The organism is Microlunatus sp. YIM B11417 (assembly GCF_059617205.1).
In genome coordinates this window covers 491,623-505,528 of record NZ_JCAMPJ010000002.1, presented here as the reverse complement: position 1 = coordinate 505,528, position 13,906 = coordinate 491,623, and the positions used below count along the sequence as shown (strand labels likewise).

Genomic DNA, 13,906 nt, shown 5'->3' with positions numbered 1-13,906 from the left:
ACGTGGACGTCGTCATGGCCGCCGAGCGCCGCCAGCGGGCGGCTGAGGCCATTCTCGCTGAGCTCGACCTGATCGGACGGTGGTCGGCCGTGGGCCGCCCGGTGCTGGTCGGTGCAACCTCGTACGGGCTGATGGTGGCGCCGGATCTCGATCTCGAGATCTTCTTCGACGGCGACCCGTCGGTCGAGGCCGGCTTCGCCGTGCTGGCGGCCTGCGCCGCACATCCGTCGACCAGCCGCGCGGCCTTCTCGAACCACCTCGACGGACCCGACCAGGGCCTGTACTTCAAGCTCGGATACCGGCACCAGGGTGAGGAGTGGAAGGTCGACATGTGGGCGCTCCGCGAAGATCATCCCGGACCGCTGTCCTCCTGGCTGGTCGAGCCGATGCGCGCCGCACTCGGACCGGAGTCGCGCCGGTCGATCCTGACGATCAAGCAGCAGCTGGCCCACCGGCCGGATCTGCGGTGCGGCTCCATCCACGTCTATCGCGCGGTCCTGAGCGACGGCGTACGGACCTTCGAGGAGTTCCAGGCCTGGCGGGCCGGTCAGGACACCGAGTCGTTGATCGACTGGCGCCCTTGATCATCACCGCATGGTCGGCCGCGCCTGGACGAAGGTCCAGCGATGCCCCTCCGGGTCCTCGGCGACATAGCTCCGGCTGCCGTGCAGCGCAATCTCCGAGATGATCACCGCACCCGCCTCCCCGGCCCGCGCGCGGTGAGCCTCGAGATCATCCACGTGGACCCACACCTCGTGCGTCACCGGCGTGCCGGCCGGCGGCTCACCCTGCAGCGGGAACAAGATCAACAACGAGTCGCCGATGTGCAGATCGATCCAGCCCGACCCCGCCCCCTCCGGAACGCGGTCGACGTCCCACGAACCGAGCCCGAAGGCGGACCGGAGCCAGCGGGCCGCGGCAGCGGGATCCCTGTAGTACAAGGCGACGCCGAGTCTGCCGATCTCCCGCGGCGTCCGCGGCGCCGAGTCCCGGCGCCGGGTCCAGGCCAGGAAGGTGGGCAGCATCGCCACCCAGCCGAAGCCGAGTCCGGCCGGGTCTCCGCCGGGCACCAGGCGTTGCGTCACGCTGACCCGGGTGCCGTCACCGACCGGCTCGAAGCGGACCACGGTCTCGGTGTCCTGCAGCCTGTCCCGCAATGCCAGCAGTGCACCCGGCTGCCACTCGGTGATCCGCGCCGTCTCCAGTTGATCACCGGACGCCTCGTCGTAGATCTCGAGCATCCGCCCACCGACGCCGGGCTCCAGCCGCAGTTCGGCAAGCCGGGACGCGTCGTAGGCGTTGATCGGGCCGCGAACCCACCACAGGTCGATCTCCTCGGTGAAGATCCGGAAGGCCGTCTCGGGATCCGCCGCGACCTCGACACTGGACTCCGCGGACGTCCTGGTCATCGGTCGGCACCCCTCTCCTGCCGCGCCGGAACCCTTAGGTCCGCGTACGCCTTGAAGCCCGCGAGTTGATCATCCCAGCCCGCCGGCAGCCGGCCGAGCCAGCCGACCAGCGGCGCGATTCCCTGCGTGCGCAGGCGGAACAGCCGGATCCGGGCGTCGTCCGGCACCCGCTCGTCCGCGACCAGCCCCGCCTGCAACAAGGTGCGCAGGTGCCGGCTGATGATCGGCGGCGACACTCCGAGGGCCTCGGCGAGCTCCCCGGGCCGGTGGGCCCGGGCGCTCAACAGGTCCACGATCCGCCGCCGGACCGGATCGGCGAGCGCGGCCAGGACCACGTCCACGACATCCTGATCTGTCTCCACAAGGAGAATAGTTGCACATTTCGTTAATGATTGGCAGCATGGTCGCCATGACCGAGGCAGCAACGACGCAGCAGCCGACCTTCACCCCGATGCTGGCCTACGAGGACGCGAACGCCGCCATCGCCTTCCTCACCGAGGCCTTCGGCTTCACCGAGACCATGCGCCTGGTCGGTGACGACGGGCGGATCGGGCACGCCGAGCTCTCGTACGGGAACGGCAAGATCATGCTCGTCGACTTCGACCGGGGCTACCAGGGCCCGCGGCACCACGCCGAGACCTGCGCCGCGGCCCGGCAATGGCTCGACAACCCGTACGTCGTCAACGGGGTGTATGTGATCGTCGACGATGTGGAGACGCATTGCGAGCGGGCGCAGGCCGCCGGAGCGACCGTGCTGTCGGGCCCCGAGGACACCCCGCACGGCAAGCTCTACCGCGCCGCCGATCCCGAGGGTCAGCGCTGGATGTTCAACCAGCCGCCGGGCTAGGAGTTGATCAAGATCAGCGAGGCCAGGCACCCGGCTCGCCTCGTTGTCGCCGATGTCCCCCGCTGTGGCCGATCTGGCCGGATCCGACACGTACACCCCCACAGCGGGGGACATCCGCGACAAAGCGTCTAAAGTAGGCGGCTCAGGGCGTGGCCTGCGCCTCACCTCCTCTGGTTCCGACCCCAGCACGGACCGTTCAAGGAGGCCAAGGGACTCGGTCTCGGGCCGCTGTCAGATGACCCGTGCGTTTCGTTCGGCCGGCTGGGGAGACCGGTGCGAAGCGTGGGAGGCCGGATGACAGCCAACAGGCGTTTCAAACAGCGGGTACGCGCCCGCGCAGCCCGGACCGGTGAGTCCTACACCGTTGCCCTCCGGCACTTCCGAGCTGATCAAGGAGTGCCCATGTCCATCGTTCAACGCAACCGCTCCGGTGCCGGCGACGTCCTGCTCCGGTTCGCCGTCGCCCAGACCACCTTCCGGGAGGATCCGCGGGATCCGGCCGGGTTCCGCGCCGCCGGGGCCGAGGTGCGCGAGCTGCTCACCAGGGCCAGGGCTCAGGGAGCCCGGCTGGTCCTGTTCCAGGAGGGGACGCTCTGCTTCCCGGCGAAGCGGAGGCTGTCCGGCGATCCCGACCGGATGGCCGAGGCTGATTGGACCAGGTTCGACTGGGCCGCGCTCGCCGAGGAGCTCGACTCGATCGCCGAGACCGCCGCCGACCTGGGGATCTGGGTCGTGCTCGGGGTGCCGCAGCCGTCGAGCGGTCCGCGGCCGTACACCGGGCTGCTGGTGATCGACGATCACGGCGCGACCGTGGGTCACTACGGCGAACGTGTCCTGTCCCGCACGAAGGCCGACTTCCTCTACCGGGCCGGTGGCCGAGGTCTGTTGATCACGGTCGACGGCGTCCGGCTCGGCCTGGCGTCCGGCCTGGAGGCCTTGTTTCCTTCGGTTTTCGAGCAGTACGCGGCGCAGGACGCGGATGCGGTCCTGTTCGCCACCGGCGGCCGTGGCGAAGCGAAGCAGCGCCAGTGGCTGATCGAGCAGGCGGTCGCGCACGCCCGGGGCAGCCTGCTCTGGCTCGGTCTCGCGGTGTCCGGCGACCCGGCCGCCGCGGGCTCCGGCATCGCGGCGCCGAACGGTCACTGGGCCGGCCGTTGTGAGCCCGGCGATCGGTCCGGTCTGGTGGTCGCCGAGCTGACCGACTCGGTCGACCAGATGTCCCGGGCCTGGCACCGCGAGTCGGCCGGCCGGCTGGCCGCCCGCTGAATCACCGAAGACCGGGACGGGCGCCCGAGGTTGCGCAAGGAATCTCGGGCGTCCGTGTCCGATCGGGGCGCCGTTCTTCGTGGATGGGGTGAGTGGCGGCCTTACGATGGGCGCGCCCGACCTGAGGAGACGATCAGACGATGCAGTTCTTGCTTTCCGTGATGGGCAACGAGACCAACGCGGCAACACCGGAGGAGATGGCCGCCACCGGCGAGTTCAATCGGCGGCTCGAAGCGGCCGGGCAGTTCGTCTTCGGTGACGGGCTCGCGGCGCCCAGCACGGCGACGGTGGTCGACGCGCGCGGCGAGCAGCCGGTGTTCACCGACGGTCCGTTCCTGGAGACGAAGGAATACCTGGCCGGCTTCTGGATCATCGAGGCCCCGGATCAGGAGACGGCGCTCAAGCTCGCCGCCGAGGGATCGAAGGCCTGCAACGGAGTGGTTGAGGTCCGGCCGTTCCAGACCTTGTGAGCACGTTGGACGCCGAGGAGGCGATCACCCGGGCGCACCACGAGGAGTGGGCGCGGGTGGTGGCATCCCTGACCAAGCGATTCGGTGATCTTGACATCGCCGAGGAATCGGCCGCCGAGGCCTTCGCGACCGCCGTCGAGCGGTGGCCCGTCGACGGCGTGCCGCCCAACCCCGGTGCCTGGCTCACCACCACCGCCAACCGCCGCGCCATCGATCGGATCCGGCGCGAGAGCAAACGCGACGACAAGCAGAAGGAGGCTCAGCAGATGTACGACACCGAACCGCCCGAGCCTCTCGGCGCGATCGAGGACGAACGGCTCCGGTTGATCTTCACCTGCTGCCATCCCGCCCTCGCCATGGAGGCCCGGGTCGCGTTGACCCTGCGGATGGTCGGCGGGCTGACCGTACCGGAGATCGCCCGGGCCTTCCTGGTCCAGGAGTCGGCGATGGGTCGGCGGATCACCCGGGCCAAGGACAAGATCAAGGCGGCCAGGATCCCGTATCGGGTGCCGGACGCCGAGGACCTGCCGGCCCGGGTCTCCGGCGTGCTCTCCGTCCTGTTCCTGGTCTTCAACGAGGGCTACCTGGCGACCAGCCCGGACACCGATCCGATCCGGCACGAGCTGACGACGGAGGCGATCCGGCTGACCCGGCTGATCCGCACCCTGCTGCCCGCGGACGGCGAGGTGGCCGGGCTGCTGGCCCTGATGCTGCTCACCGAGGCGCGCCGGGCCGCCCGGGTCTCGTCGACCGGCGAGCTGGTGACGCTGGACGAGCAGGATCGCGGCTCCTGGGACCCGGACCTGATCACCGAAGGACATCAGCTGGTACGGGAGCGGATCGCCACCGGCGTGGCGCCGGGGCGCTATCAACTGCTGGCCGCGATCAACGCCGTGCACACCTCGGTCCGGGACATGCGGGACACCGACTGGTCCCAGATCGTCGCGCTCTACGACCAGTTCGTCCGGATCGACCCGTCGCCGATCGTGGCGCTCAACCGAGCCATCGCGGTCGCCGAACTCGACGGGCCCGAGGTGGCCCTGGCCATCGTCGACCGGCTGTCGGAGAAGTTGATCAACTACCACGCCTACCACGCGGCCCGGGCCGATCTGCTGCGCCGGCTCGGCCGCAGTCAGGACTCGCGGGCCGCCTACGACCGGGCGATCGAGCTCGCCGGCAACACGGCCGAGACCGCCTACCTGACCCGCCGGCGCAACCAGCTGGGCTAGGGTCGAAGTCCGAGGGGATGATCATGGACTACACCCGGATCCCGATCGCCGACTGCCCGACCGGCACCGAGGGCGAGCTGATGCTGTTCGCGCTGGACCGGGTGCACCGGCAGTTCGCCTGGAAGACCGGCGGGTTGGACGCCGATCAGCTGCAGCAGCGACATCCGCCGTCGAAGCTGACGCTGGCCTGGCTGGTCAGCCATCTCATCAGGGTCGAGTCCGACTGGACCGCCCAGGCCGAGGGGCGGTCCCACGAGGAGTCGCTGGACGGCATCGACTGGGACGAGGTCGGTCGGCAGCCGGAGCGCCTCTACGGCCTCTGGTACGACACCATCGCGCGCACCCGGCGGTCCTGGGCGACCATGATCGAGAACGACGGCCTGGACACGGTCGTCGCCTGGGGCGACGACTACTCGGTGAACCGGCGGCGGGCGCTGACCGACATCCTCGAGGAGAACCTGCTGCACACCGGGCAGGCGTCGCTGGTCCGGGAGGCCGTCGACGGGCTGATCGGCAACGATCCGCCGTAGACCTCAGTCGATCATGATCACGAGCTGCGCCTCGCCCGGCGCCGGGAACGGAAGCGTGATCACGATCCGGCCCTCGCCCAGCTCCGCCGACCCGTCCTTCGTGTACGGATTGTGCGGCAGCACCGGCCACTCGATCACCGCCTCCGCAGGAACCCGCACCCGCCAGCCGCGGTGGGCGAACCACCCGTCGCAGTCGGCGCCGGTGAGCCGGAGCGGCGTCGCGTCGAGCGTCCCACCATGATCACCGGCCCGCCATGGCTCGCCCGGCTGCGCGACCAGAGCAGCGTGCGCGGCGATCGGCCGGTCGGAGGTGCCTTGCACCGCGTACCGCACGGTGGCGGTGTCGTCGGCGAGTTCGAGCCGGACCGACACCGGCACGCCGCCGTAGTCGAGTTCCAGTCCGAGTTCGTCCGGCCGCAGCGCCGCCGAGGCCGGTAGGTGGTCCAGCCCGGGCCGTACCGAGAAGTCGGGATCCTCGTCCCCCGCCCGATGCGCCAGCAACGCCGGATCGCCGACCGTGAAGGTCGACCACGCCGGCTGCAGCCGGGTGTTGCTGCCGCTGATGATCAAGCCGACGGCGTCGTGATACACGGACAGATGTGCCTGCCGGTCCTGGATCCACCGGTTCGGGCCCTGCGGGCCGTGGTAGGCCGAGATGGCGGCGAACCAGGGGGATCGCCGCTCCACCAGGGCGTCGTCGTCACCGAGGACGAACCGGTGCTCGGTCCGTTCGGCCGCGACCTCCTCGGCCGCGCCGTCCTGCCCGTACCTGATCATCGAGGCGATGGTGTCGGCCGCCACCCGGCCGCCGGCCGGGCGTTGCACCCGGTGCAGCCAGCGCAGATACCCGCGGCCGACCGGCGAGGCCAGGAACCCGACGCTCGGCGAGGCCTGGCTGTGCCGGTAGTAGTTCCGCTCGTCGACGGTCTCCACCAGTGTCCCGTCGGGGTAGGTGAGGTTGGCGTGGAACGCGGCCGCCCGTTCCAGCGCGGGCAGCACGGCCTGGTCACCGGACAGCCCGAGATAGCAGCCGAGGGCATCGACGTAGACGACGTTGTACGCGACGACCGGCCCATGGTGCTCGGACCAGAAGCCGGCCGGGTCCTGCTCGGCGACGGTCCGGTGCAGGTAGTCGGTCGCCGCGGCGGCCCAGTCGTCGCGATCGAGCACCTGCGCCGCCGCGTACACGCCCATCGCATGGTGGGCCGGGATGTTGCGGATCGGCTCCGTGAGCGCGGTCGCGACGATCCCGTCGACCGCGGTGGTCAGCGCGGAATCCCAAGCAGCACGGCGATCCGCGGGCATCGCGTCGCGGATCAGCCCCCAGGCCCGGATCCACCGCGAGTAGGTCCACGGCATGTAGATCGGGCCCCAGGTCGAGTTGTCCTTCTTCCGGAACTCGAACTGGCCGCGCTCGTCCGCGACGTCGATCAGGGCGTCGCCGCCGGCGATGATCGCGGCGAGCAGATCCTGATCATGGTGGTACGGATTCGGTCGCTCGGCCGTCGGCTCGGTGGCCCAGGCGACCGCGAGCGGCCACAGCACGTTCTGATCGATCACGATGAACGGCTCGGTGCCGAACCGGCCCGTCGCGCGGTCCTGGCTCGCGAGAATCTCGGGAATCTGGGCGAGGAAGTCGGGCCACAGTTCGGTGACGAGCGCGTTGACGGAGGTCCCGTCGATCATGGAGATGCTCCTCGGCCGCCCCGGGGTCGACCGGGGCGGGTGGGTGTCAGCCCGACGACTGTACCGAGTTGATCACCGGCCGACGGCCGCCTCGGAGCTTCGTCTCACCGGGCGGGCAACACCCGGTCAGGAGGCTTCGCGGAGGTCGAGGCTGAAGCCCGGATACTGCGGATAGTCGCCGATCCGGTCGGCCGCCAGCCCGAGGGACTCGTAGAACGCGACCGCGTCCCGGCTTGCCTGCCAGTGCAAGATCATCGGCTCCGGCCGGCTCCGGGCCCAGCCGAAGACACCGTCCATCAACTGCCGGCCGACGCCGCGCCGCCGGACCTCCTCGGCGACGTAGAGGTCGTGCAACCGGCCGATCGTGAACCGCAGCCGGAGATTGGGCCCGTAGTCCTGGGCGAGGGCGTACCCGACCGGCCGCGCGTCCATGATCGCCAACAGCAGGCAGTAGTCCGCCCGGTCGACCAGCCCGGCGTAGCGGTCCCGGAACAACCGGTCCGGCAGGTCGATCATGCCGGGGTCGAATCCCTCACTGACGGTCCGGAAGTCGGCCACGTCGCCGGCCGTCGCGCGTCGTACGACAGCTTTGCTCGTCATGACGGCACGATGCCAGTCCGGGGCGGAGCGGCACCAGCGAAATAGGTCAGGCGTCGTGTTCCTGGAGCAGTTCGTTGAGCCGTTTCAGGACCCGCAGCTGGGCCGGGTGATAGAGGTCGATCATGGCCTGGGCCATCGCGTCGCCGGCCCGGCGGGCACCGAGCGGTGAATCGGCCAACGGGGCCCGAGCCCACGGATTCCCGGCCCGGGACTTGATCACGATCGGCAGCAGTCGGTTCGCCAGGTCCTCGATCCGGTCGTCGTCGGCGTCCTCGGGCAGGGTTTCGAAGTCGGCCTCGGTGTCGTCGTCGTTCGGCTGGCTGACCAGGTCGCGGAACTGCTCTTGGACGCGTCGCTGAACACGGTCGAGAAGACCATCAGCAAGGATCGTTGCCGGTCCGAGAGGTCCCGGGCGATCGGCGCGAACTCCGGCGGGACGTAGGCCGGTGCGCGATGCCTCATGCTCACCGCGAGTTCCGCCCGGATCCGGTTCAGCCGGTCGACGGTCGCCTCCAGTTCCGCGTCCAGCACCTTGATCGCCTGATCCGGGTCCTCGTCCGCCCGGCCCATCGTCGCCACGTCCGACAGCGGCACGCCGAGTTCGCTCAGCCGCCTGATCTGGAGCAGCCGGACCAGGTGGGCGACCTCGTACTGCTTGTAGCCGTTCGACCGCCGCTCCGGCAGGTCCAGCAGCCCGAGCTGGTGGTAGTACCGGATCGCCTTCACGGTGGTGCCGGCGAGGTCGGCGAGCTGTTGGGTGCTCCAGGCCATGGGCCCAGTCCACACTCTGCCCCTGGGGCAGAGTCAAGGCCGATCACCGGGCTTGACCCTGCCCCGGGGCCAGGGTCTGAAGTGGTCGGCATGCGAATCCTGCGCGAACCCCTGCGAATCATCCGTGCCAACCTGCGGGCCTACCTCGTCATGAACGCACTCGTGTACGGGCTCTGTCTGATCGGCATGGCCGCGGCGATGATCTTCCCCGAGCTGAACACGGCCCAGCAGACGATCATGAACGACAACGGCACCACGGCACTGGTGACCTCACTGCTGTCCAACGTCTGGCTGTTCGCCTTGACGATCTTCGCCGTCAACGTGGGTACGGCCGCGCTGCCGGCCATCCTGCTGCCGTCGATGATCGTCCCGTTCTCCGGCATCGCCGTGTTCGCCTACCGTGCCTTCAATTTCGGCGTGACCCTCGCGCCGGTCAGTGAGGACGCCGCGAAGGTACTGATCCCGCACTCGCTGACCATGATCATCGAGTTCCAGGCCTACGTCCTCGTCATGCTGGCCGCCTACCAGATCGGCAAGGCCTGGCTGTGGCCCAGGACGGTCGGGGCGGGCACCCGGCGGCAGGCCTATGTCCGCGGCCTGCAGCAGGCCGGCTGGGTGTGCCTGCCCGCGCTGGCCCTGTTCGTCGTCGGCGCGGCCTACGAGGCGTTTGAGATCATCTACCTGGTGCCGCCTCTGCTGCGGGGCTGACGATAGCGTGGAGCCCATGTGCGGCATCGTCGGAATGGTCGCGGGCGGCCCGGTCAACCAGCGGCTCTACGACGCCCTCCTGCTGCTGCAGCACCGCGGCCAGGACTCGACCGGCATCACCACCGCGGACGGGTCGACGTTCCACCAGTCCAAGGCCCGCGGCCTGGTCCGGGAGTCCTTCCGGACCAGGGACATGCGGTCGCTGCTCGGCAACGTCGGCCTCGGCCACGTCCGGTACGCGACGAAGGGCGACGCGGCCAACGAGCAGGAGGTCCAGCCGTTCTACGTGAACGCGCCGTACGGGATCTCGCTGGTGCACAACGGCAACCTGACCAACACCCGGGAACTCGCCGAGGACCTGTTCCACATCGACCGTCGACACATGAACTCGACCAGCGACACCGAGATGCTGCTCAACGTCCTGGCCACCGAGTTGCAGGGCCAGCTCGAGGGCCTGGATCTCGATCCCGACCAGATCTTCCGGGCCGTCGCCCAGGTGCACGAGCGGATCGAGGGCTCGTACGCGGTGATCAGCCTGATCGCCGGCCACGGCCTGCTCGCGTTCCGGGACCCGTTCGGCATCCGGCCGCTGGTGATCGGCAAGCGCACCGAGAACGGCCGGGACTCCTGGATGGTCGCCTCCGAGTCGGTCGCGCTGGAGGGCTCCGACTACCAGCTGGTCCGCGACGTCGCCCCGGGCGAGGCGATCTTCATCTCGTCGGACGGCGAGTTCTTCGCCCGCCAGTGCGCCACCGCCCCGCGGTTGGTCCCGTGTTCGATCGAGTACATCTATCTGGCCCGGCCGGATTCGATCATGAACGGGATCTCGGTCTACGAGGCCCGGCTGCGGATGGGCGAGCGGCTCGCGCAGACGATCAAGGAGCAGCTGCCGCTCGGCGACGTCGACGTCGTGATGCCGGTCCCGGACACGGCCCGGCCGGCCGCCATGCAGGCGGCACGGACGCTCGGGATCGACTACCGGGAAGGGTTCTACAAGAACGTCTACATCGGCCGGACCTTCATCATGCCCGGCCAGGCACAGCGCAAGCAGAGCGTCCGGCAGAAGCTCAACGCGATGAGTTCGGAGTTCGCCGGGAAGAACGTGTTGATCATCGAGGACTCGGTGATCCGCGGCACCACGTCACGGGAGATCATCGACATGGCCCGCCGGTGCGGGGCCAACAAGGTGACCTTCGCCTCCGCCGCGCCGCCGGTCCGGTTCCCGCACGTGTACGGCATCAACATGCCGACCCACGGCGAACTGATCGCGCACGGCCGTGAGCCCGCGGAGATCGCCAAGCATCTCGGCGCCGATCACCTGGTCTACCAGGACCTGGCCGGCCTCGAGTCGGCCATCCTGGCGAACTCGGAGGTGACCGAACTCGAGGTGTGCTGCTTCACCGGCGACTACGTGACCGGCACCGTGACGCCCGACTACCTGGACTGGGTCGGCCAGAACCAGAGTTCCTGACTCAGCCGGCGGCCGCGGCGTAGATGCGGTGGTCGACCAGGTTCCCGTTGAAGCCCTGGTCGTCCGGATCGGCCCGGAACACGTCGTGCAGGAAGCCGCGGTGGTCCGGATCGAGCTGCACCGCGAAGCCGTTGCCGACGTCGATCGGGAGCCGGCCCTGCCGGCCGGCGAGGTGCGCCAGCTCGGCGGCTCGGTGCATGGTCTCCCCGGTGTAGCTGACGTTGCCGCCGGTCTCGGTACCCGGGTCCGTGTTGATCATGATCAAGGGGCCGTAGTCGATCCCGATGCCGTACGCGAGCGTGAAGGAGCCGTCGTAGCGCCGGAGCTGCCGGTTGATCAACCAGCGCACCGCGTTCACGCGCGCGGCGAGGTCGAGCACGATACCGGCGTCCGCACCGGTCGGGGTGTCGTAGACGGCCCAGACCCGATCTCCGGTGCTGCCCACGTGGCGTACCCGCGGATCGGTCAGGACGTCGATCAACTCCGATACGAAGGCCCGGTAGAGCCGGGCCAGCTGAACGCCGCTGGACCGCAGGGCCAGCTCGTGCGAGCCCCGTACGTCGACGAAGATCACCGTTCCGCGGACGATCGCGCCGGGTCCGTGCACCCGGCCGGGAACGTCCGGGCTCTCCTCGATGGGGTCGGCCAGTGCCGCACTGATCCGCTCCGTCGCCGCCGCGATGTCGTACGTCTCCAACGGCTGGGTGCCGCTCGTCATGACTGCTCCCGTTCCGCCCGTGCCGCGCTCGCCCCGCCCGCCGGTGACTCGGCCGCCGATGATCGTTCGCCGTTCTCGATCACCTGGGCATCCGCGCCGTGCACGACCACGCGGGCGGACGGCTCCGCGCCGGCCCGGTCCCGTGCCGCCGCGACGGCCAGCTCCTTGGCGTTGAACACCTCCGGGTCCCGGCCCTCCTGGACGAGCTCCCAGTGACCGGCCTTCGACACCACATGGACTTCGGTCTCAGCCATGCCCGACACCTCACTCTCGCTGACGGCGCTCCGACGCGCTCGACGGCCGAGGACGGGGAAACCCGGCCGGAACGCGTCGAAGCCCCGATCGAGGAACGCGGGGAACATTCCTCCAGCCGGCACGTACCCAGTCGCCGCCTCCGGAAACCTCTGATCACCGGCCGGTCGGATCGCGTGTGCCTCGGCCCAGGACCAGAGCCCGTCGTACGGTTCCGTCACTCACCCGGCCAGGCGTGGCGGCTGTCCCGCGAAGCGGCCTGCGTCATCGCGGCGTCGGCACGATCGAAGAGAGTCGCGGCCGGAACGACCAACAGGTCGATCCGGCGGCTGGCGGCCGTACCGGTGAACGCGGACACCAGGCCGATCGAGTGGCTGGCGAAGTAGGCCACCTGGATGACGCGGCCCTCCACACCGAGCCGGTGCGGCTCGGGGCTCCAGTCGCCGCGGTGCAGCACGATGCGGACGACCGGGCCGTGCAGATGATCAAGGGCGAGGATCAGGCCCGGCAGCTCCGCCACCGGATCCGCCGACCGCGGCCACCACCCGCCATCCAGCAGTCCGTACGAACTCCTGCCACGGCGCAACCGCAACCGCGGTGTCGTCGGCTCTGTCAGCGAAGTCGTGATCGCGTTGTCGTCGGGATCGACCATCGAACGGTCCCCTGACCGAGATCGCCGGCGGCGGCGCAAGCCCCGCCGCGGAATCCTGAATCCGGGCCGGCGTGGCTGGCATCTCAAGCCGGGATGCCATCGGTTCCGGATCTGCTCGAAGTCTACGCCGACCCTCCGCGGCGAGCCTGTCAGCGCGACCGGCGACCCCGGGGAACTCCTTCGCCGGCGGCCGGTCCTCCTGGTGTGGCCGGAGTCTGGCCCGCACCGCCCGGGCCGGGCCCGCCGTCACGCGTGTTCCCCGGGTAACGGATCTCGGTATGGTCGGCCCGCTCCCGCCCGAGCGCGGAGTCGTGGAAGTCGATCTGCCATTCGTCGGGCCAGGCCCGGTCGACGATCACCGCGGGCCGCCAGCTCCCGGTCAGCCGGTCCAGGACCTCCACCGCGGTCCGGTCGGGATAGGGGTTGGCGTCGGCGAGATAGTCGGTGATCAGATCGGCGTCGGATCGAGGCCCGGACGCGGTCGCGTCGATGCTGCACTGCAACGCGTCCGCGGCCGCATAGCGCCGAGCCTGCTCGAGGACCTCGGCCCGAGTCACCGCTCAGCCCTCGGCCGGGTCTCGCCCGCCGCGCTCGGCGAGCCGGTGTTCATGACCAGGATCTGCATCGCTTCCTCCTCCGGTAGGCCGCGTGGCGGTGTACCACGTGGTGTCACACGCTCGGCCGGCGAACCTCGGTCCGAAGTTGATCTTGACTCCCGCAAGGTGTGCCTGGGGCGAACGCTACCCCTCGGCCCTGACCATGGGCCGATCGGCCCGGCGGTCCTGGCCGGGTGGCACCGCTGCCGCCGCCTGGTGGCAGGCTGAGGGGAGGCCCGCTCACGGCGGGCAGCGTGAGCCGCGAGGAAGGAGACGCCATGGGCGAGGAGCGGACGCTGCAGAGCCTGATCGAGATCGTTCGGCTCGTCGAGGAACGCGACGAGGTCGTCCATGTGCGTTACTCACGCGGACCCGAGGCCGACGCCGACCAGGCGAGCCGCGACTTCGAGGCCGAGGTCGATCTGCCGGGGCTGTCGGTGAGCACCGTGACGCCTCCGCCCTGGTGGACGCGGTCGACGGTGGACTGGGTCGCCCGTCGCCTGTGCAAGTACCTCGATCTCGGCCAGGACCCTGGCAACCGGCCCTGGCTGCTGGTCGGGCGCGAAGTGGGGACGGGACCCGATCACGAGCCGCTGGTCGTCGACCCGACCTCGCTCGGCTGGGTCGGCGATGCCGCGGTCGACGAAGCGCGCCGGCACTATGCGCTCGCGTTCCGCGGGGACGGGTTGAAGGACAAATGA

At 69.9% G+C, this 13,906-nt stretch carries 19 protein-coding genes; 9 read left to right on the top strand and 10 right to left on the bottom strand.

Features of this window, described 5'->3' with window-relative positions; genetic code table 11:
- Positions 1-2: 2 nt before the first annotated feature.
- Complete coding sequence (locus tag AC6CCG_RS12655; protein WP_496654895.1) at positions 3-584, top strand: hypothetical protein; 582 nt, start codon at positions 3-5, stop codon at positions 582-584.
- A gap of 3 nt (positions 585-587) precedes the next feature.
- On the opposite strand, the gene AC6CCG_RS12650 is transcribed toward AC6CCG_RS12655, so the two are convergent.
- Entirely contained in the window at positions 588-1,409 is an 822-nt protein-coding gene (locus tag AC6CCG_RS12650) for a VOC family protein (RefSeq protein WP_496654894.1), read from the bottom strand.
- Entirely contained in the window at positions 1,406-1,771 is a 366-nt protein-coding gene (locus AC6CCG_RS12645; RefSeq protein ID WP_496654893.1) for an ArsR/SmtB family transcription factor, read from the bottom strand. The genes AC6CCG_RS12650 and AC6CCG_RS12645 overlap by 4 nt, the downstream gene beginning before the upstream one ends.
- 47 nt (positions 1,772-1,818) lie before the next feature.
- Here AC6CCG_RS12645 and AC6CCG_RS12640 point away from each other — a divergent pair, with 47 nt between their 5' ends.
- From AC6CCG_RS12640 to AC6CCG_RS12620, 5 genes are all read left to right on the top strand, one after another.
- Positions 1,819-2,256, top strand: a complete 438-nt coding sequence (locus AC6CCG_RS12640) for a VOC family protein (protein ID WP_496654892.1) — start codon at positions 1,819-1,821, stop codon at positions 2,254-2,256.
- A 402-nt stretch (positions 2,257-2,658) separates the two neighbouring features.
- Positions 2,659-3,522: a carbon-nitrogen hydrolase family protein gene (locus AC6CCG_RS12635; RefSeq protein WP_496654891.1), complete on the top strand. Its 864-nt coding sequence runs from the start codon at positions 2,659-2,661 to the stop codon at positions 3,520-3,522.
- Positions 3,523-3,662: 140 nt separating this feature from the next.
- Entirely contained in the window at positions 3,663-3,992 is a 330-nt protein-coding gene (locus AC6CCG_RS12630; RefSeq protein ID WP_496654890.1) for a YciI family protein, read from the top strand.
- Positions 3,989-5,221: an RNA polymerase sigma factor gene (locus tag AC6CCG_RS12625; protein WP_496654889.1), complete on the top strand. Its 1,233-nt coding sequence runs from the start codon at positions 3,989-3,991 to the stop codon at positions 5,219-5,221. Before AC6CCG_RS12630 ends, AC6CCG_RS12625 begins: the two co-directional genes overlap by 4 nt.
- 17 nt (positions 5,222-5,238) lie before the next feature.
- The gene (locus AC6CCG_RS12620; RefSeq protein WP_496654888.1) at positions 5,239-5,751 is read left to right on the top strand and encodes a mycothiol transferase; all 513 of its coding nucleotides are present in this window, start codon (positions 5,239-5,241) and stop codon (positions 5,749-5,751) included.
- 3 nt (positions 5,752-5,754) lie between these two features.
- Here AC6CCG_RS12620 and AC6CCG_RS12615 read toward each other — a convergent pair whose 3' ends face one another.
- From AC6CCG_RS12615 to AC6CCG_RS12600, 4 genes are all read right to left on the bottom strand, one after another.
- Positions 5,755-7,437, bottom strand: coding sequence for a hypothetical protein (locus AC6CCG_RS12615; protein ID WP_496654887.1), 1,683 nt, complete (start codon positions 7,435-7,437; stop codon positions 5,755-5,757).
- Positions 7,438-7,563: 126 nt separating this feature from the next.
- Positions 7,564-8,037, bottom strand: a complete 474-nt coding sequence (locus AC6CCG_RS12610; protein WP_496654886.1) for a GNAT family N-acetyltransferase — start codon at positions 8,035-8,037, stop codon at positions 7,564-7,566.
- Between the two features lie 46 nt (positions 8,038-8,083).
- The gene (locus AC6CCG_RS12605; RefSeq protein ID WP_496654885.1) at positions 8,084-8,257 is read right to left on the bottom strand and encodes a hypothetical protein; all 174 of its coding nucleotides are present in this window, start codon (positions 8,255-8,257) and stop codon (positions 8,084-8,086) included.
- Positions 8,254-8,808 carry a helix-turn-helix domain-containing protein gene (locus AC6CCG_RS12600; protein WP_496654884.1) on the bottom strand — a complete coding sequence of 185 codons (555 nt, stop codon included), beginning with the start codon at positions 8,806-8,808 and terminating at the stop codon, positions 8,254-8,256. Before AC6CCG_RS12600 ends, AC6CCG_RS12605 begins: the two co-directional genes overlap by 4 nt.
- Positions 8,809-8,898: 90 nt before the next feature.
- Between AC6CCG_RS12600 and AC6CCG_RS12595 the strand changes: the two genes are divergently transcribed.
- Together AC6CCG_RS12595 and purF are read left to right on the top strand one after the other, a co-directional pair.
- Positions 8,899-9,516: a hypothetical protein gene (locus AC6CCG_RS12595; protein WP_496654883.1), complete on the top strand. Its 618-nt coding sequence runs from the start codon at positions 8,899-8,901 to the stop codon at positions 9,514-9,516.
- Positions 9,517-9,532: 16 nt separating this feature from the next.
- Complete coding sequence (purF, locus tag AC6CCG_RS12590; RefSeq protein WP_496654882.1) at positions 9,533-10,987, top strand: amidophosphoribosyltransferase; 1,455 nt, start codon at positions 9,533-9,535, stop codon at positions 10,985-10,987.
- Between the two features lies 1 nt (position 10,988).
- On the opposite strand, the gene AC6CCG_RS12585 is transcribed toward purF, so the two are convergent.
- From AC6CCG_RS12585 to AC6CCG_RS12570, 4 genes are all read right to left on the bottom strand, one after another.
- A complete protein-coding gene (locus tag AC6CCG_RS12585; protein WP_496654881.1) occupies positions 10,989-11,705 on the bottom strand; it encodes a nucleotidyl cyclase domain-containing protein in 717 nt (238 codons plus the stop codon).
- On the bottom strand, positions 11,702-11,959 hold the full coding sequence (locus tag AC6CCG_RS12580; RefSeq protein WP_496654880.1) for a DUF2188 domain-containing protein: 258 nt from the start codon (positions 11,957-11,959) through the stop codon (positions 11,702-11,704). Before AC6CCG_RS12580 ends, AC6CCG_RS12585 begins: the two co-directional genes overlap by 4 nt.
- Before the next feature lie 215 nt (positions 11,960-12,174).
- On the bottom strand, positions 12,175-12,609 hold the full coding sequence (locus AC6CCG_RS12575) for a DUF5994 family protein (protein ID WP_496654879.1): 435 nt from the start codon (positions 12,607-12,609) through the stop codon (positions 12,175-12,177).
- A gap of 149 nt (positions 12,610-12,758) precedes the next feature.
- Positions 12,759-13,166, bottom strand: a complete 408-nt coding sequence (locus AC6CCG_RS12570) for a hypothetical protein (protein WP_496654878.1) — start codon at positions 13,164-13,166, stop codon at positions 12,759-12,761.
- A gap of 317 nt (positions 13,167-13,483) precedes the next feature.
- On the opposite strand from AC6CCG_RS12570, the gene AC6CCG_RS12565 reads away from it, so the two are divergent.
- A complete protein-coding gene (locus tag AC6CCG_RS12565) occupies positions 13,484-13,906 on the top strand; it encodes a DUF6098 family protein (RefSeq protein WP_496654877.1) in 423 nt (140 codons plus the stop codon).